We start from the raw sequence: 26,226 nt of genomic DNA, 5'->3' as shown, positions 1-26,226 counted from the left end.
GGAATCGCAAAAACACCCCGGTCATTTGATCGGGGTGTTTTTCATTGCCATCAAAGATGCAAACCGCGAGCCTGATCCCGAGCATGAAAAGGAATCCGTCATGACCATCCTCCCCGTGACCATTTTGGGTGAGCCCGTGCTCCACCGCCGCGCCGATGAAGTCAAGACTTTTGACGAGGACCTCAAGAAGCTTGTGGCGGACATGCACGAAACCATGGACGCAGCCAACGGGGTGGGCCTGGCGGCACCGCAGATTGGTGTTGGCCTGCGTATTTTCACCTACCAAATGGAGAACGACGACGGCGTCCCCGCCCGGGGCGTGGTGGTGAACCCCACGCTCACGGTGGGAAAGATTTCCGGCAACACCCCGGATCCCGATGACGAAGTCGAGGGATGCCTCTCGGTGCCCGGCATTGATTTCCCCCTCAAGCGGGCCGAATGGGTGCGCGTGCGCGGATTCGACGTGGACGGTAACCCCCTGGACTTTGAGGCCACCGGCTGGTTTGCCCGCTGCATGCAGCACGAGTACGACCACCTGGACGGCAAGCTCTACGTGGACAGGCTCAATGCCCGCTACGCCAAGAAGGCCAAGCGTTCGGCCAAGAACAACGGCTGGGGTGTGCCCGGCCTGACCTGGATGCCAGGAGTGGATCCAGACCCGTTCGGGCACTGATCCCCACCCGCTCCCACTGCTCGCAAGCTCGCAGCGGGGCCCTCGCGGGCGTGGGCCCACCCAACTCTCGCTCGCACTGTGGCACAGCTCCCATGAGTCATTTCTCACGGGATCGCGCACGGCATATTTTGCTCTGCCGTTTACCGGCATGGAGTAGCTTGGCTTAGAGATTAATCTGCTCTTTTTGCCGACCCGGCCAGTTCCCTCATGAATGACGGCCACAAGGGGGAACCATGTCCAGCACCAGCACTCCACACTCCGCCGCAAAGGCCATCCCGCGCAAGGTGGTGGGTCTTGCCGTGGCCGGCGCCGTGGGCGGCTTCCTCTTTGGCTTTGACTCTTCAGTGGTCAACGGCGCCGTCGACGCCATCCAGGGTGACTTCAAACTGGGCGACACCCTCACGGGGTTCGCCGTCGCCGTCGCACTTCTTGGTTGCGCAGTGGGTGCCTTCATGGCGGGCAAGATCGCCGATGCCAAGGGCCGCATCCCCGCCATGAAACTCGGCGCCGCGCTCTTTTTGATCAGCGCACTGGGCACCGGGCTGGCGTTCAACGTCATCGACCTGATCTTCTGGCGGCTGGTGGGCGGTCTGGGGATTGGTTTGGCCTCGGTGATCGCCCCCGCCTACATTTCCGAGATTTCTCCGCGACGGCACCGCGGCCGGCTGGCTTCCTTGCAGCAGCTCGCCATCACCATTGGCATCTTCGCCGCGCTTCTCTCTGACGCCTTGTTTGCCAATGCTGCCGGCGGCGCGGCGCAGGAACTGTGGCTCGGGCTCCCTGCCTGGCGCTGGATGTTCCTGGCCGGCGTGATCCCGGCCATTGCTTACGGCTGGATTGCTTTTGTCCTGCCCGAGTCCCCTCGCTTCCTAGTCCTTCAGGGCAAGGAAGAAGAAGCCGCGAAGGTCTTTGCAACCATTGCCCCGGATGATGACACCGAACGCAGCATCCGCGAGATCAAGGATGCGGTCAAGGAAGATTCCCTCTCAGCCAAGAAGGGCTCCCTGCGAGGCAAGCGCCTTGGCCTCATGCCGGTGGTGTGGATAGGCATCATCCTCTCCGTGCTGCAGCAGTTCGTTGGCATCAACGTCATCTTCTACTACTCCACCACACTGTGGCAGGCTGTGGGCTTCCAGGAGAAGGACTCCCTGACCATCTCGGTGGTGACAGCAGTGGTCAATATTTTGGTGACCCTCGTTGCCATCGCCCTGGTGGACAGGATCGGCCGCCGACCCATCCTGCTCACGGGTTCCATCGGCATGGCCGTCTCCCTGGGCACCATGGCCCTGGCGTTCTCAGCAGCAACGGGTAGCGGCTCGGACATCAGCCTGCCCGGCGCCTGGGGACCTATCGCCTTGGTTGCGGCGAACGTATTTGTGGTCAGCTTTGGCGCATCCTGGGGACCGCTGGTCTGGGTGCTCCTGGGCGAGATTTTCCCGTCACGCATCCGTGCCAGGGCCCTTGGCCTGGCCGCCGCCGCCCAATGGGTTGCCAACTTCCTGATCACCCTGACGTTCCCGGCCATGGCCGCGGCGTCACTGCCGCTGACCTATGGGATGTACGCCCTCTTTGCGGCTGCCTCCTTCTTCTTTGTCATGTTCAAGATCCCCGAAACCAACGGCATGTCCCTTGAACAGGCCGAAACGTTGTTTGTGAAGAAGCCCAAAGCCGAGCAGTAGCCCCGCTTCTTGGCAAGCGGCGCGTGGTCCGTGGTGCATCTGGCGCAGCTTTCAAACTGGCGCCAGATACACCACAAACCATGCGCAGCTCCACGAGCAATGGGTGACAGTGCCGTATCCGCGGGTTCGCTAAACTAGGCCCATGACATCCCGCACCGCCATGAGCCCTGACCTGACACTTGACTACTTGGGCGTTGCCCCCGAGGACCGGGCCGATTGCCTGGCACTCTTGGAGTTCCCGCTCAGCCCGGCCGCGTCCACTGTGCACCAGTATCTTGTGGAACGCCTTGGTATTGCGGATGATTCGGTGCCGGAACTTGGCAGCGATGAAGCCCCGGTCACGGAGCTTGACTGGCTGCGCGCCATGATGGACTTTGTCCCCACACTTCTTCAGTGGCATGCCGGGCGCGCCATTCCCGACGCCGTTTCCCGCGCCACCCTGGCGGACTTTGGCCGCCAGATGGCCGTCAGCCGGCGCGTCCACAACCGCTTCGGCATGGACACCTACAAGTGGCTAAACCACCTATTTTCCGGCCGCATCTACCAGCTGGGCCGCCTGCAGTACCTGATCCACCAGCCCACAGCAGCCATCCCCGGCGTTGGCCCCGGCGAATGGATCCTGGGCGTCCACATCCCCGAAGGCGGCGGATTGGGCAAGGACGCCGTGGCACAGAGCCTGGCCCTGGCCCGACCCTTCTTTGCCGCGCACTTTGCCGACAAGCCGGTCACCACAGCCAACTGCGAATCTTGGTTGCTGGATCCCTACCTGGCCGAACATCTGGAGCCCGGCACCAACATTGCCGCCTTCGCCGCGATGTTCACTCCCTACGGGGAACCCCGCGATGAACCCACCGACGCTGTGTACTTCACCTTCCGTACCCGCAGCATGGAAAACCTGGACGCACTTCCCCGGGCGACAGCGTTGCAAAGGGTGGTCCTGGAGCGCATCGATGCCGGAGGTGCCTGGCAGTTGGGCTTCGGGTCACTGGAACTGCCCCGCTAGACGGCGCCGCCGCCGTACCTGCCAACTTGCCGCCCTAACGCTGCGGTAAACTTGATAGTTGGTGTCCTGCCTCTGCTTGAACATTCTTTTCGCCGCTAGAAAGTAGTCTTGTGTCCTCTCCGGCCCAATCCCCCGCCCGCGCCACCGAAATTACCGGCCAGGCCGAACGCCGTCGAACTTTCGCCGTTATTTCGCACCCTGATGCGGGTAAGTCCACGCTGACGGAAGCGTTGGCGTTGCATGCCAAGGTGATTGGAACTGCCGGCGCCACCAACGGCAAGTCCAACCGCAAGGACACGGTCTCCGACTGGCAGCAGATGGAGAAGGACCGCGGCATCTCGATCAGTTCCGCGGCGCTGCAGTTCTCCTACCGCGACACCGTCATCAACCTGCTCGACACCCCCGGCCACGCCGACTTCTCCGAAGATACTTACCGCGTGCTGGCGGCTGTTGATTGTGCTGTCATGCTGGTCGACGCCGGTAAGGGCCTGGAAACCCAGACCATGAAGCTCTTTGAGGTGTGCCGCCAGCGCAACCTGCCCATCATCACTGTCATCAACAAGTGGGACCGTCCCGGCCTGGATCCGCTGGAACTGATGGATGAAATCACCGAGCGCACCGGGCTCACCCCCATGCCACTGACGTGGGCCATCGGCATTGCCGGCGACTTCCGCGGCGTGTGGGACATTCGTCGCAACGAGTTTGCCAAGTTTGCCCGCAACAGCTCCGGCGCCCAGATCGCCCTGACCGAATACATGACCCCCGAGGCGGCCGCGGAATCCGAAGGCGACGCCTGGGACGACTCCGTCGAGGAAGCCAGCCTGGTGGTCGACACCGACGCGCCTCTGGACTTGGAAGCGTTCTACGCCGGCAAGGCCACTCCCCTGCTGTTCTCTTCCGCCGCACTGAACTTTGGTGTGAAGCAGATCCTGGACACCCTGGTGGACTTTGCCCCGCCGGCCTCACCACGCCCCGATGTGAGCGGCGAGACCCGTCCCGTGGAGGCACCGTTCTCCGGCTTTGTGTTCAAGGTTCAGGCCGGCATGAACCAGGCACACCGCGATCACGTGGCGTTCATCCGCGTCTGCTCCGGCATGTTTGAGCGCGGCATGGTCGTCACGCAAACCCGAACCGGTAAGTCTTTCGCCACCAAGTACGCCCAGCAAGTCTTTGGCCGCGACCGTGAAGTCATCGACACAGCTTTCCCGGGCGACGTTGTTGGCTTGGTCAACGCCTCCACCCTGCGCGTGGGCGACACCTTGTTTGTTGAGGAGCCGGTGGAGTACCCGGCCATTCCGCTGTTCGCCCCCGAGCACTTCCAGGTGGCCCGCTCCAAGGACCCCAGCAAGTACAAGCAGTTCCGCCGCGGCATTGAGCAGTTGGAGCACGAGGGCGTCATCCAGGTGCTGCGCTCGGACCTGCGCGGAGATCAGGCACCCGTGTTGGCTGCCGTGGGACCCATGCAGTTTGAAGTGGTTGAAGACCGCATGCACCACGATTTCAACGCCCCCATGCGCCTGGAGCGCCTCCCTTATACTCTGGCCAGGCTCACGACGCCGGACGCCGCAGCCACGCTGAGCACCGTCCACGGCGCTGAGGTTCTTGAGCGCAGTGATGGTGAATTCCTGGCACTGTTCAACGACATTTGGGCCATGCGCCGGGTCGAAAAGAACTACCCGGAACTCCCCCTGACGGAGATCGGCACCAAGCGCGAATAACTTCTGTGCCGGCCCAGCGAGGTGGAGTACTTGCGACTATGCAAACACTCCACCTCGCTGGCATTTAAGGCTATTTGAGGTAGCCACTGGCCAGCGCCGCCTGTTGGGGGCAGCGGCCCAGAACGTTTACCATCGCTCCTTTCTCCGCAGGCGTCACCCACAGCCGATAAGCAGCCTTGACTGATATTTGCCGGGCCACATAGTGGCAGCGGAACTTCTTTGAGGGCGGCAGCCAGCTGGCGGCATCCGAAGCGCCCTTGTCCTGGTTGGCGTCACCATCCACGGCCAGAAGATTGAGCGGATCATTGGCCAAGCTTTGCCGTTGCACCGGAGTCAGTGCGGCGGCTCCCGTTTGCCAGGCATTGCCCAAGGCCACCACGTGATCAATTTGGACGGCCGCGCTGCTGTCTTTGCCGCGTTGGAATGGCACATTTTTGCCGATGTATGGCTCGTTCAGCGTCCCGGCTGCCACAAGACACAGCGATCCGGCCGTGAACTGCACCGCCGCTAGATCTCGGCGCAGCACGTCATTGCGGGTGTCGCAGCCATTGGCATCCGCATCCAACCACGCTTCGCCGAAAGCACTGCGCTGATAGTCGGTGGGTGGCGCCTTGCCCTTGACCTGAAGGGTTTCCAATACGGCCAGGGCTGTTGCGGGCGAGAGGATCACCACCGGCCGGCCCAGTGCTGGCGACGGTGTGGTGAAAGCGGGCGCTGGACCGGCATCCTGCATAAACGGCCAACGACCCGAGCTGTGCAGCCAGCCGGCCAAAACCACCAGGACCACAACGGCCAGCAGGGCGGCCGCCCGCACGGGAGCCGTTGGCACCTTATTAGTGGGCTTGTCGGTGCGCTGTTGGGTGAACTCCTGTGCGTGCCGTGCCATGGGACATCCTCACCCCTGACCCACCCCAAGCCTGGACTCGGCCGCAAGTCTGCGCGAACTTGGACAGTGGGAGTCTGTAGCCGAAGCGTTGTAGTGCCGGTAATTCGGTCACACTAAGTCTAGAGGGGTGGCGGTGATGGTGGCGCCGGTTATCCACAGGCCAGTTACCCTTGGCAGACAACCCGTTCACAATGGCGACGGCGACGGCGAACCATATTTCACGAGATTCCACGTCTACTGACCGTAACTGCGAGATGCATGGTTACACACGGTATTTTGTGGCTACGGTCAGCACAAGAATCCTAAAAAGCTACCCATGACCGTTTTCGCGGCGGACCGGCCAAGCCGCAGAGCAGAGACAAATAGGCGTGCCCGCCCCGTGCAAAAACGGGAACACACGCCATGAAGTTGGATAGGGCAGCCGTTACGCCGGGTTTTGTCATCCGCCGCAGTTACCCGCGGCGGAGAGGCAACCATCCATCTACGAACGCCGTTGCCGACGCCCTCTAGCAGCCTACCCAGACACTCGGGCGAACAGCCCTCAAACATGCCCTGTCTGGCCTTGCTCCGGGTGGGGTTTACCTAGCTTCCCTAGTCACCTAGGGAACTGGTGGTCTCTTACACCACCGTTTCACCCTTACCAGCTTACGGCCGAAGCCGTGCGGGCGGTCTATTCTCTGTGGCACTGTCCTGCGGGTTACCCCGAGTGGGCGTTACCCACCACCCTGTTCTGTGGAGCCCGGACGTTCCTCGAGCCACTTGCGTGACGCGCGGTTGCCTAGCTGCCCTATCCAGTGACTAAGTCTACAGGGCGAGGGGCCACAAACGAGCGCAGCCAGTTTGGGGAGCCCTGTGGACGCTAGCTGCTTGGGCGTCCTGCCGGGGACGCACCCGAGGTGGGCTGGCACGCAAAAGGCGGGTCCGGCGTCGAACATTCACGTTCGACGCCGGACCCGCCTTAGGTGCCAAACGCTAGACGAGCGCCGCTACCGGCTGGGCAGGGGCGTCAAGGAGAGGGAAGGCGCGCGGGTGGACCCCGGCCATTTCCTCCATGACGCGGACCACCTGGCAGCTGTAGCCGAATTCGTTGTCGTACCAGACGTACAGCACCAGGTGCTTGTCGTTGCTGATGGTCGCCAGGCCGTCCACAATGCCGGCGCGGCGGGAGCCAACAAAGTCGCTGGAGACAACCTCAGGGGAATCGATGAAGTCGATCTGCTTACGCAGGCCCGAGTTCAGCGACATGTCGCGCAGGTACGTGTTGACCTCATCCTTGGTGGTGCCGTTTTCCAGGGTCAGGTTCAAAATGGCCATGGACACGTTCGGGGTGGGAACGCGGATCGAGTTGCCGGACAGCTTGCCCTCGAGCTCGGGCAGGGCCTTGGCCACGGCCTTCGCAGCACCGGTTTCGGTCAGCACCATGTTCAAGGCTGCCGAGCGCCCGCGACGGTCACCCTTGTGGAAGTTGTCCGTCAGGTTCTGGTCATTGGTGAAGGAGTGGACTGTCTCCACGTGGCCGTGCACAATGCCGTATTTGTCGTTGAGGACCTTCAACACTGGCGTGATGGCATTGGTGGTGCAGGACGCGGCCGTGACAATCTTGTCTTCCGCCGAGATGGTGGCGTGGTTGATGCCGTGCACAATGTTCTTCAACGAGCCCTTGCCCGGCGCCGTCAGCAGGACCTTGGCCACGCCTTTGCTGGCCAGGTGCTGGGACAGGCCTTCCTCGTCGCGCCAGCGGCCCGTGTTGTCCACCACCAGGGCGTCGTGGATGCCGTAGGCCGTGTAGTCAATGGTGGCCGGGCTGTCCGAGTAGATGACCTGGATGGCTGTGCCGTTGGCCAGGATGATGTTGTTCTCCTGGTCAACCGTGATGGTGCCGTTGAACGGACCGTGGACGGAGTCGCGGCGGAGCAGGCTGGCGCGCTTGGTCAGATCGGCGTCGCCGCCCTTGCGCACCACAATGGCGCGCAGGCGCAGACCGTGGCCGCCACCGGAGTGCTCAATGAGGATGCGGGCCAGCAGGCGGCCAATGCGACCGAACCCGTACAGGACCACATCGGTGCTGGTGCGCTCGTCGGCGCCGAAGCGATCTACGACGTCGGCCAGTTCAGTGCGCAGGAAAGTCTCCAGGTCGCTCTCGTCCGAGGCCTTGAAGTTGGAGAGGAGCCGGGCCAGGTCAAGCGAGGCGGCACCCAGCTGCAGGGTTGCAAGCACCTGGAGCAGGGGCAGGGTTTCTTCCACGGGAAGTTCCACGTCGTCAACCTGGCGGGCAAAGCGGTGGGCCTTGAGCAGGCTGATGACGGACTGGTTGATCAGTGACCGGCCATGGATGCTGGTGAGGACATTGTTGTCCCGGTAGAGCCTGCCGATGAGCGGAATCATTGCTTCCGCCATGGATTCACGTCCAATCCAGGAATCCAAGATTGTGTCGCAGTTGTTTGTCACGAGTTGTTGCACCACGTAAATAACCTCTTCTAGCTCAAAACACCCTTGGTTCAAGCCAAATCCAGTGTGACAGTGCGCCGGGGCTACGCGCGAGTTCAGTGATTCAATTCACTAGACCGGTCTACGTCAACCCCCGGCCCGGGCCTCGCGAACGTACAGTTAATGCCTATGTTCCGCGCCAACATCGGCATTAACTGTACGTTCGCGAGGCCGGAGGGGGTGGAATGTGGGCAGTCAAGCGGCCGCTAAGCTCAAGTGTGCTCATTTTGCTGCCCCCTTCCGAAGGTAAGACCCCCGCCGATGCAGGAAATCCTGTGGACTTGGCCGAGCTCAGCTTCCCCGCGCTGACACCGGCACGGGCGGAGGTGGCCATGGCCTTAGCCGCCGTCTCCGAGCAGCACGACGCGTTGAGCCAGCTGGGCGTTGGGGCAACCTTGGCCCACGAGGTGCATCGGAATACCCGGCTGATCCAGGAACCGGCAGCCCCGGCCCACACCATTTACACAGGGGTGCTCTTCGATGCCCTGGGCTACAGCAGCATGACTGTCGCACAAAAAAAGAAAGCCGACGCAACCGTGATGGTCATTTCCGGGCTGTGGGGCGCTGTGCGCTTTGGCGACAGGATTCCGGCCTACAGGCTTTCCATGTCCGTGGGTCTACCGGGTCTGGGCAAGCTGGCCAGCTTTTGGAAGCCGAAACTGGCCGCGGCGCTCAATGAGCATGCTGCGGAACACCTCCTGGTGGATTGCCGCTCCAGCAGCTACGCCGCAGCATGGACGCCCGATCCGCAACACACCGTGGCCATCAACGTCTTCACCGAACGCGACGGCACCCGCAAGGTGGTTTCACACTTTGCCAAACACACGCGCGGGGAGCTGGCGCGGCACCTAGTCACTCGCCGCGGCAAGGACCCGCAGACGCCCGAACAGTTAGCCAAGGCTGCCGGCGAAAAATGGCACGTGGAGCTGGTGGCCGGCACATCCCGCAAGCCACACGCACTGAACATCATCCTGGCGGACTGAGTCTAGTCACCAAACGCAACTGGCCCGCAGAAAACGCCGAAAATCGCGCCAAAAGCGCGCATTTTCGCCGTTTTCTGCGGGCCAGTTGCTAGGGGGCGGCTAGTTCCACTCGTCCGAGCGGACCAGAACGGCGCCGGAATCCGGGCAGAAAACGATCGTCTCCGGTGTTGCCTTCTTAATGTCAGCCAAGTCCCCCGCACTGAGGTGCATGCCTGATCCTTCCGATTTCCCGTGGAACAAGCGGGCGGCACCCACCCCGTATTTGGCCAGGGAACGCTCGTAGATGGCCAGCAGTTCAGGGGCAAAGGTTGCGGTCAATTCGGCACGTTCGGCCAGGGTGGCGTCGCGCTCCATTTTCAGGCCACCCAGTTTGCTGCGCAGTTCATCAACCACTTCATCAAGCACCGACTGCATCTGCTTCACCAGGGCCTGCTGCGCCCCTTGGCGCGCCGTCGCCTCCTCGAACCCCTCCATGATCTCCAACTCGGTGTCTTCAAGTTCGCCGCGGCGCTTGTTCAGCGACACCAGCTCGCTCTGCAACGCCATGAGGTCCTTCGACAGGCCCGTGCCGCTGTTGAGCTTGGCGTCGTCGCGCTCAATGCGTGCCACCACTGCTGCCACATCATCTTCGGCCTTTGTCAGTGCCCGCTGGGCGTCGCTGACGGCCGTGTCCAGAACCACCAGATCGCTCTTGGCCACGGTGAGCCCCGAGTGTAGATCCGGAAGCCGAGGGTCCTCTTTCAGGGCCTTGGCCTGAACATCTAGAGCCCGTAATTTGCCATCCAGTACCTGGATATCCAGCAAACGCATCTGCTCTGCCGGTGCTGCCTTAGCCATGTAAGTCCTCCTGCTACATCAAGTGGGTGGTGCAATCCTAGTTACAGCCTAGTTGCCGGGGGTCAGGATGAAGTCCCACGGATCCGTGTTGGTCTGGCTGACAACCAGTTCGGCCTCAAAGCCCTGGTCTGCCAGCACGTTGCCCAATGCCTTGGCCGCCGCCGGCAGCCACAGCCATTCGCTGGCAAAGTGTGAAAGGTCTATCAGGTACGGCTTGCCGTCAACCCTTGCCTCACGAGCTTCCGACGCCGGATGGTGACGCAGATCTGCCGTGACGAAAACGTCGGCGTCACTGGAACGCACAGCATCAAACAAACTGTCCCCGGACCCGCCGCATACGGCTACTTTGCGCACCAGTGCGTCCTTGTCACCCGCAACCCGCACACCACCGGCCACGGCGGGTAGGGTCAGGAACACCCGGCCAGCCAAATCGCCGAGCTTTTCAGCACCTGGTAGCAGGCCCACCCGGCCTATACCCTCTTCGACCAGGCCGTGGGCTGCGGGCATCAGCGGCTGGACATCGGTGAGTCCCAGGGCATCGGCCAGAACGTCGGAAACACCGCCCACGGCGCTGTCACCGTTGGTGTGCACGGTCAGCAGGGCGCAGCCACCTTCGATCAACCTGTGGATGGCCCTCCCCTTGCCAGACGTTGCGGCTACTGAATTCACGCCTTTCAGCAACAAGGGGTGGTGAGTGATGAGCAGTTGGGCCCCCCAGTCGAGGGCCTCATCGATAACCTCCAGGGTGGGGTCCACGGCAAACATGATCCGGTCCACCTCGGCTTCGGGCCGGCCCACCACCAGGCCTACACGGTCCCAGTCTTCGGCGAGCGATTCCGGCCAGAGCTCTTCCACTGCCAGCAAAACGTCCGCAAGCACGGGTGTTTCTAGGCCCTCGGGGCTACCAGGCTCGGCAGCTTCAGTATCCGGTTCCGTGCCAGCGTCGTCCATGTCCTGCGGGGATTCCTCCGGGGAATCCTGGCGTTCTGCTTCTGCGTCTGCCATGTCTGGAACAGCGTGCGGCGTGGGAAAAGTGGGTTCCTTGCTCATGCTCCTACTTTACTGGCGTGCGGGCCCTGCGTGGCGCGGGAATGGACGCGGCGCATAATGACTTATAAATGATCATGAAGACTTTTGTATTGGGTGGCGGTTGTTTTTGGTGCTTGGATGCCGTTTACCAGATGACTAGGGGTGTGGAATCAGTGGTGTCCGGATATACCGGCGGCGCGGTTCCCAACCCCAGCTACGACCAGATCTGTTCAGGGCGGACAGGACATGCTGAGGTGGTCTCGGTAACGTTCGATGAGGATGTCATCCCGGCGGAGATCATCTTGGACATGTTCTTCACCCAGCATGACCCCACCACGCTGAACCGGCAGGGCTATGACACCGGAACCCAGTACAGGTCATCCATGTTCTACGCCAATGCCGAGGATGAGGTCGCCTTCCGGGACGCCATTGTGCGCAACCAGCCCAATTGGCAACACCCTATAGTGACCGAGGTGACGCGCCTGGGCCACGTGTACGAGGCCACCGCGGACCATCAGGACTTTTATGCCAAGCGCCCGGAAGTGGGCTATTGCCGGGTCATTATCGACCCCAAGATTGCAAAAGTAAGAAAACATTACGCCCAGTGGCTCACCGCCTAGAATCCGGCAGAACCGCTGGCTACGCTGTGAATTAAGCACCCATCCACGCGGGCACTTGGCACCAGCTAAGCTCGTGACGACTTCTTGAGAGTAGGACCTTACATGGCACGGATTTACGACAACGTCACGCAGCTTGTGGGCGGCACCCCCTTGGTTCGCCTGAACCGCCTGACGGCGGGCCTGAACGCCACTGTGGCTGTCAAGCTCGAGTTCTACAACCCGGCCAACAGTGTCAAGGACCGGATCGGTGTTGCCATCATTGACGCCGCAGAAGCTTCCGGGGAACTCCAGCCCGGCGGCACCATTGTGGAAGGCACCTCAGGCAACACGGGCATCGCCCTGGCCATGGTGGGCGCAGCCCGCGGCTACAAGGTCATCCTGACCATGCCGGAGACCATGTCCACCGAACGCCGCGTCATGCTGCGCGCCTACGGTGCCGACATTGTCCTGACCCCGGGTTCCGAGGGCATGCGCGGCGCCGTGGAAAAGGCCAAGGAAATTGTGGCCACCACTGAGAACGCCATCTGGGCCCAGCAGTTCGCCAATCCCGCCAACTCGGCCATCCACTTCGCCACCACGGGTGAGGAAATCTGGGATGACACCGACGGCGCCGTGGACATCCTGGTTGCCGGTGTGGGCACCGGCGGCACCATCACCGGTGCCGGCCAGCTCCTGAAGAAGCGCAACCCCAACGTGAAGGTTGTTGCTGTGGAGCCGATTGATTCGGCCATCCTCAACGGCGGCGCACCCGGTCCGCACAAGATTCAGGGCCTGGGCGCCAACTTCATCCCGGATGTTCTGGACCAGGACATCTACGACGAGGTCCTGGACGCCACCTTGGAGGACTCCGTGGCCACCGCACGCGCCCTCGGCAACCAGGAAGGCATTCTGGGCGGCATCTCCGCCGGCGCAGCCGTGTGGGCCGCACTGGAGCTGGCCAAGCGTGAAGAGAACGCCGGCAAGCTCATTGTTGCTGTTGTCCCCGACTTCGGCGAACGCTACATCTCCACCGTCCTCTACGACGACATCCGGGGCTAAACCCCGCACCAAGGACCCGGCAGAACCGATTGTTCCCGCATCATTGGCGCTCCTGCGCCGGTGATGCGGGTCTTCTGGTCTGTGGGTCCACCTGCATTGCGAGCTCCGCCGAAGCAGCACGACGGCGACCAACTGAAAGAAGTCTGTGGGATTTTTCGGCAGAATACGTGAAGACCTCGAGTCCGCCCGGTCACATGACCCCGCAGCCCGTGGTTCCATGGAGAATTTTTTTGTCTACTCCGGCCTGCACGCCATTTGGATGCACCGGCTGACGCACAAAATGTGGGCCAACCCCGGGCTGCGTTTCCCCGCCCGGGTACTCTCGCAGCTGACGCGTTTTGCCACAGGCATTGAGATTCATCCCGGCGCCACCATCGGCAAACGGTTCTTCATTGACCACGGCATGGGCGTTGTTATTGGCGAGACAGCCGAAATCGGCGACGACGTCATGATCTACCACGGCGTCACCTTGGGCGGACGCTCACTGGCCAAGACCAAACGCCACCCCACCATCGGCAACCGGGTCACCATTGGTGCCGGGGCCAAGGTCCTGGGCCCCATCTACATTGGCGACGATTCCGCTGTGGGCGCCAACGCCGTGGTGGTCAAGGACGCCCCGGCCAATTCCATCCTGACGGGCATCCCGGCCAAGATGCGGCACCGCGATGCGAGCAAGGAGATGGCGCCCGCCGTCGTACTTTAAGAAACTATGGCGCAGTTGTTGCTAAAAACGGAGGCGTTTTTAGCAACAACTGCGCCATAGATGGGCCGGGGGTGCTAGTGAGTGTCCACTGCACTGATCTCGGACTTGTCGCCGCTCCACTGGGTGTGGAAGGTGCCCTCAGCGTCAACACGGCTGTAGGTGTGTGCGCCGAAGAGGTCGCGCAGGCCCTGGGTCAGTGCGGCGGGCAGGCGCGGCCGGCGCAGGCCGTCGTAGTAAGCCAAGGAGGAGGAGAACACGGGAACCGGAATGCCCAGCTGCACGGCTGTGGAAACCACGCGGCGCCAGGCCGGGAGCACCTCAGCAATTTCGGCTGCGAACGCCGGGGCGAACAGCAGGTTGGCCGGCTTGTCCTCGGCCGCGTAGGCCTTGGTGATGTCCTTGAGGAGCTCGGCACGGATGATGCAGCCGCCGCGCCACAGCGAGGCGATCTCATCGAGCTTCAGGTCCCAGTTGTATTCCTTGGCGGCGCTGGTCAGCATGTCAATGCCCTGCGCGTAGCTGATGAGCTTGGACGCGTAGAGTGCCTGGCGCACGTCTTCAACGAAGTCGGCGCCCAGTTCAACGGCAACCTCGTGCCCAGCCAGGACTTCCTGGCCGATGGCACGCTGGTCACGCTGTGAGGACAGACCGCGGGCAAAAACAGACTCGGCGATGGCGGAGATGGGTGAGCCCAGGTCCAGGCCGGACTGAACCGTCCAGCGGCCCGTGCCCTTCTGGCCTGCGGAGTCAACAATGACATCAACCAGCGGCTTGCCGGTCTTGGCGTCAACGTGACCCAACACTTCAGCCGTGATCTCGATCAGGAAGGAGGCCAGCTGGCCCTCGTTCCACTTGCCGAAGATTTCAGCCTGCTCTGCCGGCTCGATGCCGGCGGCGCTGCGCAGGAGATCGAAGGCCTCTCCGATAACCTGCATGTCGGCATATTCAATGCCGTTGTGAACCATCTTGACGAAGTGGCCGGCGCCATCAGTGCCGATCCAGGCGCAGCATGGCTGGCCGTCAACCTTGGCGGAAATCTTTTCCAGCAGCGGACCCAGGGCATCGTAGGATTCCTTGGAGCCACCGGGCATGATGGACGGGCCCAGTAGAGCACCTTCCTCACCGCCGGAAACGCCAACGCCCACAAAGTGCAGGTTCTTCTCGGCAAGGGCAGCCTCACGACGGCGGGTGTCCTGATAGTGCGAGTTGCCGCCGTCAATGATGATGTCACCCTCTTCCATGAGAGGCACGAGTGCATCGATCACGGAGTCAACGGGGCCACCGGCCTTGACCATGATGAGCACGCGGCGGGGCTTCTCCAGGGACTCGACCAGCTCGGCCAACGTCTCGGTGCGGACAAAGTTGCCCTCGTCGCCGTGGGCGGCCAGCAGTGCGTCCGTCTTCTCCACCGAGCGGTTGTGCAGGGCAACGGTGTACCCGTTGCGGGCCAGGTTACGGGCCAGGTTGGCGCCCATGACGGCCAGTCCCGTCACGCCGATCTGTGCGGAGCCGATTTGTGCAGACATAGTACCTCCAGGATGAAATGAACAGTTTCCTACAGCTTATCGGGGATGGCCCCGGTTCCCCAGCCGGTTCCATGATTTGGATACGCACTGTGACATGTGACGTAAGCAATGATGGCAACCGAATGCCAAGGGGTCAACTCAGGCGCCGAAATTCAGCAGAACTTTGCCGGACATGGCTGAATTCTTGGCCATCTCAAACGCCGCCAGGGCGTCGGAAAGTGCGTATTCATGCGTGATGACGGGATCTACCAGCAATGATCCGTCGGCAAGTGCCGCGATGGCCTCGTCAATCTCGTCATTGAAGCGGAACGAGCCCATTAGCACCAGCTCGCGAGTGATCGCCAAGGATATGGCAACCGGTTGCTGACCGGAGGGTAAAAGCCCAACCATGACAACGCGCCCGCCCCGAACGGCCCCCTTAATGGCCGACGCCAACCCGAAATGGTTCCCCGAGGACTCGATGACAACATCTGCCTCAACAGCAGCAATGGAATCCTCATCGGTGGCCCGCAAAAGTACGTCCGCCCCCACGGCAGCCGCGATCTCCAGGGGCTTGGCATGCATGTCCACTGCGGTGATGTGGCTGGCACCGGCCCTTTTGAGGACTGCGATGGCCAGTGCACCGATGGGTCCGCAGCCCACAACGAGCGCCGACTTGCCGCGAACATCGCCGGCACGGGCCACGGCATGCCACGCCACACTGGCTGGCTCAACCAGCGCAGCCCGGCGCAGCGGCAGATTGTGAGGCAATGTCCGCAACATGCGGGTGGGCAGGTTTGCGTAGCGCAGGAACGCCCCGTCGGTATGGGGATGGCGGGCTGCACTGCCCAGATACGTGCATCCGGGGGAAAGGTTGGGCCTGTCCCTGGGGAACTTGGCCGCTCCCGGCCCCGGCGTGGCGGGGTGGACGGCCACGGGGGTTCCCACGGCAGGCCCCGTGCCGTCCGCGGCGGCCCGGGCCACCACGCCAACAACTTCGTGCCCCAACACCATGGGGTCCTGCAGGATTGACTCCCCCGCAGCACCGTGGAGCCAGTAGTGCAGATCGGAGCCACAAATGCCCCCGTAGGCAATCTCAACCACGGCCTGATCGGGCGCCGGTTCGCTGAGCAAAACGTCCTCTATCCGCAGATCTCCCTTGCCGTGGGCCACAACCGCTGCGGCCTGTGCGGGAAGTGCTGTATGTTGCGTCATTGTTGCCAGCTCCCTAAACCACTACCGTCATGCCGCCATCAATGAAGATGGTCTGGCCGTTGACAAAATTGGACGCATCGGAGGCCAGCCACACGGCCGGACCGGCCAGGTCCTGCACGGTCCCCCACCTATTGGCCGGTGTCCGCCCCAGAATCCAGGCGTTGAACTTTTCATCGTCCACCAGATTCTGTGTCATCTCCGTATGGATGTAGCCGGGAGCGATCCCGTTGATCTGCAGGCCGCCGGCCGCCCACTCGGCAGTCATGGCCCGGGTGAGGTTGCGCAGCCCGCCCTTCGCAGCCGTGTAGGCGGCGATGGTGGGGCGGGCCAGGTCTGTCTGCACGGAGCAGATGTTGATGATCTTTCCATGGCCGCGGGCCAGCATGCCCCGGGCGGCCTCACGCCCCACCAGGAATGCGCTGGTCAAATCGGTGCTGATGACCCTGTTCCAGTCCTTCACCGCCAAATCGAGCAAGGGCACCCGGTGCTGGATACCGGCATTGTTGACCAGGATTTCCAGCGGCCCAACGTTTTCCTCGATCCAGGTAACCCCCTCGGCGGCGGCCTCCTCGCTGGTGACGTCAAATGCCAGTGACCGGATCTGGTTTGGGGCGTAGTCAGCCGCCATGACCGCTTGAGCTGCCGCCAGCGTTTCCGGGTTCAGTCCGTGGAGCACCACTGTTGCCCCTGCGTCGGCCAGCCCGCGGGCCAGGGAGTTCCCAATGCCCCGGCTGGATCCTGTCACCAGCGCAACGCGGCCGGTCAAGTCAAACAATCCACTCATTCGTCAATCCTTTTCGGTTCAAAACTGTCATTTTCGTACGACCTGCCACCGTTGAGATGGGAGGTCGCACCGGGTCGGGGTGAATCAGGCACCGGGGCCAGGCGGGAGATGCTTTCCCTGACCACCGCCAAGTCCATGTCCCCCAACCCCTGGTCCTTGAGGGTTCCGTAGAGCGCATGGCCGGCCGTGGCCATGGGCACGGCCGTGCCGGCCGCCTCGGCCCCCTCAAGCACGAAGCCCAGATCCTTGTGCATGAATTTGGCTGGCCCGGTGGGAGCGTAATCCTTAGCAGCAATCCGCGGCCCCACAATGTTCAGGACGGCGCTTCCCGCCAGGCCGCCGCCCAACACCTCAAACAGGGCTGTGACATCCATGCCCGACTTCTCGGCCAGTTCGGCCGCTTCGGCCAGGGCCGCCGTGGTGGTTCCCACGAGGAGCTGGTTGCACGCCTTGGCCAGCGACCCAGCTCCCGTGCCGCCCAGCAAACGCACAGTGGTCCCCATGCCCTGCAGGACCGGCAGGACATGTTCAAAGTCGGCACGGGCACCGCCGACCATGATGGCGAGTGTGCCATTTTCCGCCCCCACCGTGCCGCCGCTGACGGGAGCATCAAGGACCGTTGCGTGTCCGGAGCTCGCCTGTTCCACGGCGGCACCGAACCGCCGGACGCCTTGCGGGGAGACGCTGCTCATCACGACGACGACGGTCCCCTGCGCGGGCGGGATGGCCCGCCAGGCGTCCAGCAGGGGCGCCGCGGCGTCTTCAATAAAGCCAAGGTCCGGCAGCATGAAGATGATGACGCTATGGTCCCGCAGCTCAGCGAGCCTTCCCGCTGAGGACGCGCCGCGTGCAGTGAGCGAATCCACGGCTCCGCCCGAGCGATTCCAAACAGTGACGGGCCAACCGGCCCGAAGCAGATTGGCGGCCATGGGCAGGCCCATGTGGCCCAGGCCAACAAAGCCGACCGTGTGCACGGCCGCGTGCCTAGCGGGTGGGGATTGCTTCATGGCGTACCTTTTCTCACAACTTTGTGGTGGGGGCTTGCTGGTGACCCATTGTCACAATGTTCAGTATTCTAACCACAATTCAGTATGATGAACATCATGACCATTCAAAATCTCACCGTCGCGATTGCCGTCCCGCTTGAAGCGGAGCATGTGGCTGCCATCAGGGCCGCCCACCCAGCCGTCACCGTCCTGTACGAGCCGGAACTGCTCCCGCCCGAACGGTTCCCCGCAGACCACGCGGGCGATCCGGCCTTTGCGCGCACAGCCGAGCAGGAGGCTCGCTACTGGGAACTACTAAACGGCGCCGACGTGCTCTACGGATTCCCGAACGAGAATCCTGCCGGGCTGGCAGCCATTGCCTCCAGCGAAAAACTCCAGTGGATTCAGGCCATGGCGGCCGGCGCCGGCGGCGCAGTGAAGGCCGCCAATCTCTCCCCCGAAAACCTTGCCCGCATTGCTGTCACCAGCTCGGCGGGCGTGCATGCCCTGCCGCTGGCCGAGTTTGCCATGATGGGGGTGCTGAACGGATTCAAGCGCACCACCGAACTGGCTGCCGACCAGGCCGCAAAGCACTGGCCAGCACTGCGCACCCCCACCCGCCTAGCCAGCGGCTCCTCGGTGGTCATCACCGGACTGGGCGAGATCGGGATGGAGACGGCGCGGCTGGCCCGTGCCCTGGGCATGAAGGTCAGCGGCACCAAGCGCACTGTCGAAGCCCTCGAGGGCATCGAGACCGTCACCGACACCGCCGGCCTGCCGGCCCTGGTGGCCACTGCTGACGTGCTGATCAATACCCTGCCGGGAACGCCCTTCACGGAAAAGCTGATCAACGCCGAAATCTTCAACGCCATGAAGCCCGGCACCGTGCTGGTCAATGTTGGCCGCGGCACTGTGGTTGACGAGGATGCGCTGCTGGAGGCACTGGACAATGGCCAGGTTTCCTACGCGTGCCTTGACGTTTTTGCCGTGGAGCCCCTGCCGGCCAGCAGTCCGCTCTGGAACCATCCGCGCGTCATGGTGTCCCCACACACCTCGGCCCTGAGCGCGGCCGAGAACCGCCTCATCGCCGAACGGTTCATCGAAAACCTGGGCCGTTTCCAGAACGGCGAACCCCTGCTGCACACCGTGGACCCGGTCCACTTCTACTAGAACCCAAAAAAGGAAGCTTCCGTGATGGAGGCTTCCCTTTTGCGTGCCCGCCCCCAGGTGTTGCACGACGGCGGCCGGCCAGGTCCCAGCGCCAGGTGCGGTCCAGCGCAAGGACGGCTCCCGGCGTCGGGCATGATCGGGATGGCTAAACGCCAAACGGCGCCCGCCGAAGCGGACGCCGCCGTGGTCCGGCTTGCGGTTACGCGGCGTCCTGAACCAGGTTGAGGTCGCGGCCCACGGTTTCCGGTGTGAAGAAGGTGGTGATGAAGGAAATGGCAGCCAGTATGGCGGAGTACACGGCCAGCACCACCCAGGAGTAGTTGGTGACCGCCAGCAGTGACACGCCGACGATCGGGGCGAGGCCTCCGGCGAACACGGCCGAGATTTCCCGGCTCATGGCGACGCCGGTGAAACGGTGGGTGGAGCCAAACAATTCCGGGAGCAGCGCACACTGCGGGCCCAGCATGGACTGCACGCCCAGCGCGATGCCGACGCTCATGACGACCCACACGAGCGTGACGTTGCCCAGCGAGACCAGGTAGAACGCCGGTACTGCCAGGAGCAGCTGGAACAACGATCCATAGCGGTAGACGGGGACGCGGCCCACCTTGTCGGACAAGGCACCGAAGGTGACCACCATGATGGCCGAGAATCCGGCGGCTATCAGCAGGCCGGCGGGGCCAATGAACTTGTCGCCGTGGAAGACACCGCCCTCAACAGCCAAGAACGCCACCAACAATGTTGAGTAGATGCTGGAGTTGCCGTTTTCGCCCATGCGCAGGCCGATGCCGATCAGGACATTCTTCTTGGAGGTGCGCCACAGGGTGCCCAGCGGGTTCTTGGTGACGTTTTTGTGCTTTTCCAGTTCCTGGAATACGGGGGTTTCCTTGAGCCGGAGGCGGATGTAGACGGCCACGCCAATCAGGAGAATGCTGGCCAGGAAGGGCACCCGCCACAGCCATCCGGTGAGGATTTCGGGGTCGGCCAGGCCAAGGAGCGCAAAGGTGCCCGCCCCGAGCAGGGTGCCCACCTGGATGCCCACGAACGGCAGTGCCGCGAAAAAGCCACGGCGCTTGCGCGGGGCTACCTCGGAAATGAGCGTGGTGGCCCCGGCCTGTTCGGCCCCGGCACCCAGTCCCTGCAGGATGCGCAGGATCACCAGGAGGATGGCCCCCAGCATGCCGGCCTGCGTGTAGGTGGGCAGCAAGCCAATGGCGAACGACGCGGTTCCCATGAGCCCGATGGTCAAAAGCAGCACCTGCTTGCGGCCAAAACGGTCGCCAATGTAGCCGAAGACGAGGCCGCCGAATGGCCGGGCCGCGAAACCAACACCATAGGTGGCAAAGGAGGCGATCAAGGCCCCGGCCGTGCCGAGTGGGGCAAAGAACAACGGCCCGAAGATCAGCGCGGTGGCGAGGCCGTAGATGTAAAAGTCATAGTATTCGAGCGCCGAGCCGACGGAGCTGGCCAGGGTGGCCCGGCGAAGCTGGTCCGGGTCAACCCGCTCATCCACCTGCGGGACGCTGGGACGGCTGGGGCGTAATGGCTGTGTAGTCACTGGTTCTCCCTTGAAACTTCCCGAACCACCATTGGTCCAGGCAGGCGACAACGACCTATGAGGTCGATCACTATGTTGAACAGCGTACATCATAGTGAACACTTCGCCAAGGGAAAATGTTTCCTGCGTCACTAGCCCATAGGATTGCCCAGCATTTTTGTCAGATCCTTCAACTCCCGCACCATTGCTTCACGCTGCCCAGCGGAGAATGTTGCCTTCAAGGCCGTCACGGAAACACCCAGGCTGGGACCATGGGCGCCTCGCGTTGGAACGGCCACACCCAGGCTCACGACACCCAGGGTGGACTCCTCGTCCTCAAAGGCAAAGCCCTGCGCGCGAATGTCCGCGATTTGCGCCTTCAATTCCCGCCCAGTCTTCAGCGACCGGGCCGTCATGACCGGCAGCGCCGCATCGTCGGGGAAAAGTTCGTCCAGGTCATGGTCGTGCAGTTTAGCCACCAACGCCTTGCCGACGGCGCACAGCGTGACAGGCATCTTGTCGCCAATGTTGGACGTCAACCGCACGGCAGGGTGCCCTTCGTAGCGCGCCAGATAAATGACATTGTCACCGTCAAGCATGGCAATGCGCACCGTCTCGCCCTTAAGAAGGGGAGCCTGCTCGCAGAAGCGGTAGAACTCCCGAACCTCGTCCCGGCGGCTCAAATAGGCCGCACCCAGTTCCACCAACTTCACACCCAGGGAGTAGTCGGAGCCCATTCGGGTGATAAGTTCGGCGTCCTCAAGCGCCTGCAACAGATTTGAGGTGGAGGACTTGGGGATGCCCAGTTCCCGAGCCAGGTCACTGAGGGTCAGGCGACCCGTGCCGGATTCAGCCAGGGCGTCAAGCACGGCCGCGGCCCGGGTGACAGCCGGTGCTGGGGTTGCATTGCCTCGGGAATCCTGACTTTTCCCCGCCACGACCCCCGGCAGGGTGGCGGCACCCTGGGGCTTGGCCTGAACTTCACTCATGTAACTTCCTCGACGCTGAAGGCGGTGGCCCATGGGCCCGGCATTGCACCACAAACCATGGACATTGCAGTGAACAACTTCCAGCATACTGTCCGATTCAAGAGGTAGAACGTCCGGTATTGTGTTTTTCGGGCGAGCGCTGTATATTTTTTTCAGACCTTCCACTGTGGCGTCCCCCAATAGCCACAGTGGAGGGTCCTCCACGTTAAGTGCCCGTTTTTGAGAACCCGCTCCGGGCCTGCGCCGCATCAATATGACTATCCGTTTGGACAGTACGCCCCTGTCCATAAGGACAATCAGGAAATTTGGCGTGTCAGTTTGCATCCTGCGGTTTGAACGGTTATATTTTTAGTACTGGTTCCCCACCACAGCGTCCCCCAATAGCTGTGGCGGGGAACCTTTCACTTTAAGCGGCCACCCCAACGGGTATCACCGGTTAGGCATCTTGCGCGGCACGAACCCGCCACGCATCGCCAAAAGAGTCGCATTCCAGCTCCATGGTGACGAGCTCGCTGCGGGGATTGCGCCCCAGACGTGCCTGCACCTGCCAGACCTGGACATCCACCCGGCCCTGCCCCTTTGGCATGCGGAGCGCATGTTGCCACCACTGGATCCGCTCAAACCAGCGCACCGGTTCGGCACCAACCACCCACTCACGGCCATTGCGCTGTACGGCCACCGGCACACCGGCAGGGGATGTGCGCACCTCAATATGTTCCAGTGGAGACTTCATGCCCTGTACGCTACGGGCAGGCTCTGACAATCGCGGCAACGCACGAGCCGAACAAGGCTTGAGAGCCTGCGGCGAAGGTCCCAGCAGTGGAGGAGTTCCCTATTTGAAGGCCATGAGCCGCAGGAACTGCTGTTCGTTGAGCACCTGAATGTCTTGTCCGGCCGCGGCAAGTTCGTAGGCGCGCTTGACCTTGGCACTGGGCGGGCGGCCGGCGCTGCCCGGGTCGGCACACACCACCATGGTGACCTTTTTGGTGGTGCTGTTGGCTATGGTGGCGCCCTTGGCGGCCGCAGCGTCCTGCGCCTGGTCCCTGGGCATGGCATCCAGATCACCGCTGAAGACTATTGTCTGACCAAAAAGCGGGCCATAGGGGTTCGCCAGCTCATTGGCAGGCGGCAACTCAGCCAGCCTGCGCGTGTAGCCGGCAGAGACGTAGCTGGGCTGCTTGGCGACCATTCTGGCCCCGGGTGCCGGCCACAGCTCCCCCAGCGTTGCAACGCCATTTCGCCTGGCCAGTTCAACGGCAATCAGGGCGCTGGCACGTGCGTCGTCGCCGGCGTCGTGGTGGTTGAAGGCCGGCAGTTCCAGGGCACCCACCACATCGGAGAGTGTGTAGTGCGCCAGCTCCAGATGCTTTTTTGCCAAGGCCAGGGTGCAGTGAAAGTCCACAGTGGGGGCTGGCAGCCCGCACGCTTCGTTGGCCTTGGAAATGACCGACTTTTCAAAGCTGACATTGTGACCCACCAGGGCATCGCCGGCAATGAAATCCATCATGGGGCCGTAGATGCCATGCCAGCTGGGCATGTTGCGCACCTGCGCGGCGGTGATGCCGTGGATGCCAACATTGACCGGATGGAACTCTTCATAGCCGGGCAGCGGCTTCATGAGCCAGGAGACCTGCTCGGTCACCCTTCCGGCCCGAACCTTTGTCAGCCCGACGGCGCACGCAGAGGCGCGGTAGTTGTTGACTGTTTCAAAGTCGATTGCGGTAAAGGAAATACCGTGCATCTTTTTCCCCCTCAAGATGTGAACCATCAGCCACCCTCCAGGCGGCCGGACATGCAAAGAACCCCGCGGTTTCAAGACTGTTCGCCTTGAACCGCGGGGTTCTTTTACTGTGGGTCCTACCGGGATCGAACCGATGACATCCACGGTGTAAACGTGGCGCTCTACCAGCTGAGCTAAAGACCCATTCATTACTCAGGCTTCCTCGCTATGCGCTTGTTGGCCTGACCAACGAGAAACTACTGTACACGATGTTTTGGTGCTTGCGCCAATCGAGGCCTCAACGCGTGTGTGATATGGGTCATGGACTCGCTGACCCCGGCATCGATCTTCATATTTGCCAGCTCATCACCGCGCGTGGCACCCCTGTTGATAATGATGACGTGTTTACCTTCCTTGGCCGCCTTCTTCACAAATCGAAGCCCGCTCATCACGGTCAGCGACGAACCCGCCACCACTATCCCCGCAGCCTCCTCCACCATGGCAAAGGAACGCTCCACACGGTCCTTGGGGACATTCTCACCGAAGAACACAAAGTCGGGCTTGAGCATGCCGTGGCACACGGGGCAGGCCGGAACATTGAAGGAAGCGATCAGCACCTCATGGTCCAGATCGGAATCGGCGTCGGGGCCGGCCGCAGCTCCCCCGGCGTGGGCCACCGCCTCGAGGAACTCGGGGTTGGCGTCACTGAGCAGCGTGGCCACAAAGATGCGGCTGAACGTTGTCCCGCATTGCAGGCACGCCACCCGGTCAAACCGGCCGTGAAGGTCAACCACGTTGATGGCGCCGGCTTCTTCATGGAGCCTGTCAACGTTCTGGGTGATGATTCCGCTCAACAGCCCATAGCCTTCCAGCACGGTTGCCGCGACGTGGCCGGCGTTGGGGGCGGCCTGGCGCATGAACTGCCAACCCATGTGATTGCGGGCCCAGTAGCGTTGGCGCAGCAGGGCATCGCCCACAAATTCTTGGTACGTCAGCGGGTTTCGGGGCACCGATGTAGGCCCCCGGTAGTCCGGGATGCCTGAATCAGTGCTTAATCCGGCGCCGGTGAGCAGCACAAATTTTTGGCCGCGCCACAGCTGCACCGCCTGCTCCAATTGTGCTGTGACCGCCAGAGTGAGGGGCTGCTCAGGGTTGGGAAGGTTCGACGGCGGCAAACCTGCGGTCACGAGGGCCGTCAGGCCAATGCCGGGGCGCACGGGATCCATGGCTATAGCCGTTCCAGGGCCTGCCAATACCGCTCAAGGGAGCGGGCCTGGCCGATGGGCGTGCTGAACGCATCAGCAATGAGTCCATCAGCGCCCATAAGAAAGGTGGCGCGTCCGGACATGCCACGGATGGGGTCAAAGACTCCGTAGGCATTGGCAACCTCACCATGGGGCCAAAAATCGGCCAACAGGTCAAAGGTGTAGCCTTCGGCCTTGGCGTAGGCCCGCAAGGTGTATTTGGTGTCCACGGAGATGCCCAGGAGCCGCACACCGGCCGCCGCAAAGCCGGCCAAATTGTCCCGCAGCTCGGCCAGCTCGCCGGTGCAAATGCTTGAGAAGGCAAAGGGATAGAACACGATTACCACGGGGGCGCCACGCAACCCAGCGAGCGAAATTGGCTCACCAAACTGATTTGGCAAGGAAAAGTCCGGGGCAATGTCCCCTGCTTGCAACCCTGGGCGCGTGCCGCCGTCGTGCATTATTGGCGCTTGCGTGGAACCAGTCGCGTCGCAGCCCAATCCGCTGAAACACCCTCTGTGGTGGTGACATGAAGTCCTGCGGTGGGTGCCGCTTCAAGGATCTCTGCCGGCGGCACATAGCCGTCACGGCCTGACTTGGGCGTCAGAATCCACACGATCCCGCCCTCGTCCAGGGATGTCAATGAATCCACCAGGGCATCTACCAAGTCCCCGTCATCCTTGCGCCACCAGAAGATGATGGCGTCAACTACGTCGTGGTCCTCTTCGTCAAACATTTCCGAACCGATGAGGTCCTCAATGTTGTCCCGAAGCAAAAAATCAACGTCGTCGTCATATCCGAGTTCTTGGATGAGATCCCCATCCTTGAACCCCAAAATGCCTGCCACCTTGGCTACAGTGCCGGCGTCGGCCTCGCTCACGTGATTCCTCCTGCGTTCAACGCTTTCGCGCTGGTTTGTTGGTCAGTACCCCCAGTCTAGGGGCTGCGCCCATCTTGCCTCTACTTAGCGGCTCTATGCAACAAACATGCCGGTAGGCAGCTCACAAAATTGTGATTTCCGTTACCAACACACCTTTTTGGGGCCTAGAGTGAACGGCACCCCGCCCCGTAAAGCGGGTCATGCAGTGGGCGCAGCTACGCACATTCCTTACCGGCGGTCTAGAGTGTTTGTACACGCCCACGGCCACAGCCATGGGCGCCACACACTGCTTTTAAGAGAGGTTGGACGTGGCTGCAGGAGACGAAAATTCCCACATCCTTAGCGGGTTGACAAACCAGCTGCCTGATCGCGATCCGGAAGAGACTGCCGAATGGCTTGAGTCCTTGGATACGCTGATTCAGGAACGCGGCACTGAGCGTGCCCAGTTCATTATGCGTAGTCTGCTGCAGCGGGCAGGCGCGCAGAGCGTTGGCGTGCCTATGGTCACGACCACCGATTATGTGAACACCATTCCGGCGG

General features: G+C 62.3%; 25 protein-coding genes, 1 tRNA gene and 1 other RNA gene. 10 read left to right on the top strand and 17 right to left on the bottom strand.

All coding sequences use genetic code 11. The features are described 5' to 3' along the window. Positions 1-100: 100 nt before the first annotated feature. The 4 genes from def (at position 101) to ACX80Q_RS09925 (ending at position 5,073) form a co-directional block, all read left to right on the top strand. Positions 101-673: a peptide deformylase gene (gene def / locus ACX80Q_RS09940; RefSeq protein WP_459330370.1), complete on the top strand. Its 573-nt coding sequence runs from the start codon at positions 101-103 to the stop codon at positions 671-673. 233 nt (positions 674-906) lie between these two features. Next, positions 907-2,352, top strand: a complete 1,446-nt coding sequence (locus ACX80Q_RS09935) for a sugar porter family MFS transporter (protein WP_459330369.1) — start codon at positions 907-909, stop codon at positions 2,350-2,352. A 142-nt stretch (positions 2,353-2,494) separates the two neighbouring features. Further along, positions 2,495-3,355, top strand: a complete 861-nt coding sequence (locus ACX80Q_RS09930; protein ID WP_459330368.1) for an acyltransferase domain-containing protein — start codon at positions 2,495-2,497, stop codon at positions 3,353-3,355. Positions 3,356-3,465: 110 nt separating this feature from the next. Then, a complete protein-coding gene (locus tag ACX80Q_RS09925) occupies positions 3,466-5,073 on the top strand; it encodes a peptide chain release factor 3 (RefSeq protein ID WP_459330367.1) in 1,608 nt (535 codons plus the stop codon). Between the two features lie 70 nt (positions 5,074-5,143). Here the strand turns inward: ACX80Q_RS09925 and ACX80Q_RS09920 are convergent, their stop codons facing one another. The 3 genes from ACX80Q_RS09920 to ACX80Q_RS09910 form a co-directional block, all read right to left on the bottom strand. Continuing rightward, positions 5,144-5,959: an HNH endonuclease family protein gene (locus ACX80Q_RS09920; RefSeq protein WP_459330366.1), complete on the bottom strand. Its 816-nt coding sequence runs from the start codon at positions 5,957-5,959 to the stop codon at positions 5,144-5,146. Between the two features lie 409 nt (positions 5,960-6,368). Beyond that, positions 6,369-6,749, bottom strand: an RNA gene (gene rnpB, locus ACX80Q_RS09915) — RNase P RNA component class A. A 182-nt stretch (positions 6,750-6,931) separates the two neighbouring features. Next, the gene (locus ACX80Q_RS09910; RefSeq protein ID WP_459330365.1) at positions 6,932-8,422 is read right to left on the bottom strand and encodes a glyceraldehyde-3-phosphate dehydrogenase; all 1,491 of its coding nucleotides are present in this window, start codon (positions 8,420-8,422) and stop codon (positions 6,932-6,934) included. Between the two features lie 242 nt (positions 8,423-8,664). On the opposite strand from ACX80Q_RS09910, the gene ACX80Q_RS09905 reads away from it, so the two are divergent. Further along, the gene (locus tag ACX80Q_RS09905; protein WP_459330364.1) at positions 8,665-9,429 is read left to right on the top strand and encodes a YaaA family protein; all 765 of its coding nucleotides are present in this window, start codon (positions 8,665-8,667) and stop codon (positions 9,427-9,429) included. A gap of 99 nt (positions 9,430-9,528) precedes the next feature. Here the strand turns inward: ACX80Q_RS09905 and ACX80Q_RS09900 are convergent, their stop codons facing one another. Both ACX80Q_RS09900 and ACX80Q_RS09895 read right to left on the bottom strand, forming a co-directional pair. Next, positions 9,529-10,266, bottom strand: coding sequence for a zinc ribbon domain-containing protein (locus ACX80Q_RS09900; RefSeq protein WP_459330363.1), 738 nt, complete (start codon positions 10,264-10,266; stop codon positions 9,529-9,531). Positions 10,267-10,314: 48 nt separating this feature from the next. Further along, positions 10,315-11,271, bottom strand: a complete 957-nt coding sequence (locus tag ACX80Q_RS09895) for a Nif3-like dinuclear metal center hexameric protein (protein ID WP_459330439.1) — start codon at positions 11,269-11,271, stop codon at positions 10,315-10,317. Positions 11,272-11,390: 119 nt separating this feature from the next. Here ACX80Q_RS09895 and msrA point away from each other — a divergent pair, with 119 nt between their 5' ends. The 3 genes from msrA (at position 11,391) to epsC (ending at position 13,656) form a co-directional block, all read left to right on the top strand. Continuing rightward, positions 11,391-11,915 (top strand): peptide-methionine (S)-S-oxide reductase MsrA, encoded by a 525-nt coding sequence (msrA, locus tag ACX80Q_RS09890; RefSeq protein ID WP_459330362.1) that lies wholly within the window; start codon positions 11,391-11,393, stop codon positions 11,913-11,915. Positions 11,916-12,017: 102 nt separating this feature from the next. Beyond that, positions 12,018-12,953, top strand: a complete 936-nt coding sequence (gene cysK, locus ACX80Q_RS09885; protein WP_459330361.1) for a cysteine synthase A — start codon at positions 12,018-12,020, stop codon at positions 12,951-12,953. Between the two features lie 145 nt (positions 12,954-13,098). Then, complete coding sequence (epsC, locus tag ACX80Q_RS09880) at positions 13,099-13,656, top strand: serine O-acetyltransferase EpsC (RefSeq protein WP_459330360.1); 558 nt, start codon at positions 13,099-13,101, stop codon at positions 13,654-13,656. Between the two features lie 74 nt (positions 13,657-13,730). Here epsC and gndA read toward each other — a convergent pair whose 3' ends face one another. The 4 genes from gndA to ACX80Q_RS09860 all read right to left on the bottom strand — a co-directional run bounded on the left by gndA (position 13,731) and on the right by ACX80Q_RS09860 (position 18,167). Further along, positions 13,731-15,182, bottom strand: a complete 1,452-nt coding sequence (gndA, locus tag ACX80Q_RS09875; protein ID WP_459330359.1) for an NADP-dependent phosphogluconate dehydrogenase — start codon at positions 15,180-15,182, stop codon at positions 13,731-13,733. A gap of 138 nt (positions 15,183-15,320) precedes the next feature. Next, complete coding sequence (locus tag ACX80Q_RS09870; protein ID WP_459330358.1) at positions 15,321-16,376, bottom strand: L-idonate 5-dehydrogenase; 1,056 nt, start codon at positions 16,374-16,376, stop codon at positions 15,321-15,323. Positions 16,377-16,389: 13 nt separating this feature from the next. Beyond that, a complete protein-coding gene (locus ACX80Q_RS09865; RefSeq protein ID WP_459330357.1) occupies positions 16,390-17,160 on the bottom strand; it encodes an SDR family oxidoreductase in 771 nt (256 codons plus the stop codon). Further along, positions 17,157-18,167, bottom strand: a complete 1,011-nt coding sequence (locus ACX80Q_RS09860; RefSeq protein ID WP_459330356.1) for an NAD(P)-dependent oxidoreductase — start codon at positions 18,165-18,167, stop codon at positions 17,157-17,159. The genes ACX80Q_RS09865 and ACX80Q_RS09860 overlap by 4 nt, the downstream gene beginning before the upstream one ends. Positions 18,168-18,251: 84 nt before the next feature. Here ACX80Q_RS09860 and ACX80Q_RS09855 point away from each other — a divergent pair, with 84 nt between their 5' ends. Beyond that, positions 18,252-19,316 carry a D-2-hydroxyacid dehydrogenase gene (locus tag ACX80Q_RS09855; RefSeq protein ID WP_459330355.1) on the top strand — a complete coding sequence of 355 codons (1,065 nt, stop codon included), beginning with the start codon at positions 18,252-18,254 and terminating at the stop codon, positions 19,314-19,316. 199 nt (positions 19,317-19,515) lie between these two features. Here the strand turns inward: ACX80Q_RS09855 and ACX80Q_RS09850 are convergent, their stop codons facing one another. The 8 genes from ACX80Q_RS09850 to ACX80Q_RS09815 all read right to left on the bottom strand — a co-directional run bounded on the left by ACX80Q_RS09850 (position 19,516) and on the right by ACX80Q_RS09815 (position 25,686). Then, entirely contained in the window at positions 19,516-20,874 is a 1,359-nt protein-coding gene (locus ACX80Q_RS09850; protein WP_459330354.1) for an MFS transporter, read from the bottom strand. Between the two features lie 131 nt (positions 20,875-21,005). Continuing rightward, complete coding sequence (locus ACX80Q_RS09845; RefSeq protein WP_459330353.1) at positions 21,006-21,842, bottom strand: IclR family transcriptional regulator; 837 nt, start codon at positions 21,840-21,842, stop codon at positions 21,006-21,008. A 436-nt stretch (positions 21,843-22,278) separates the two neighbouring features. Then, entirely contained in the window at positions 22,279-22,575 is a 297-nt protein-coding gene (locus ACX80Q_RS09840; RefSeq protein ID WP_459330352.1) for a hypothetical protein, read from the bottom strand. Positions 22,576-22,674: 99 nt separating this feature from the next. Then, the gene (locus ACX80Q_RS09835; RefSeq protein WP_459330351.1) at positions 22,675-23,610 is read right to left on the bottom strand and encodes an exonuclease domain-containing protein; all 936 of its coding nucleotides are present in this window, start codon (positions 23,608-23,610) and stop codon (positions 22,675-22,677) included. A gap of 83 nt (positions 23,611-23,693) precedes the next feature. Then, a tRNA-Val gene (locus ACX80Q_RS09830) sits at positions 23,694-23,766 on the bottom strand. 53 nt (positions 23,767-23,819) lie between these two features. Further along, complete coding sequence (locus ACX80Q_RS09825; RefSeq protein ID WP_459330350.1) at positions 23,820-24,788, bottom strand: Sir2 family NAD-dependent protein deacetylase; 969 nt, start codon at positions 24,786-24,788, stop codon at positions 23,820-23,822. Positions 24,789-24,790: 2 nt separating this feature from the next. Then, positions 24,791-25,267, bottom strand: coding sequence for a peroxiredoxin (locus ACX80Q_RS09820; protein ID WP_459330349.1), 477 nt, complete (start codon positions 25,265-25,267; stop codon positions 24,791-24,793). Further along, the gene (locus ACX80Q_RS09815) at positions 25,267-25,686 is read right to left on the bottom strand and encodes a DUF3052 domain-containing protein (protein WP_459330348.1); all 420 of its coding nucleotides are present in this window, start codon (positions 25,684-25,686) and stop codon (positions 25,267-25,269) included. The genes ACX80Q_RS09820 and ACX80Q_RS09815 overlap by 1 nt, the downstream gene beginning before the upstream one ends. A gap of 308 nt (positions 25,687-25,994) precedes the next feature. On the opposite strand from ACX80Q_RS09815, the gene ACX80Q_RS09810 reads away from it, so the two are divergent. Further along, positions 25,995-26,226: hypothetical protein (locus tag ACX80Q_RS09810; RefSeq protein WP_459330347.1), on the top strand; the 232-nt coding region annotated here is incomplete at its 3' end.

It is taken from the genome of Arthrobacter sp. HLT1-20, assembly GCF_054510895.1.
The sequence above is the reverse complement of the archived record's forward strand: the minus strand, read 5'-3'. Positions and strand labels throughout refer to the sequence as shown.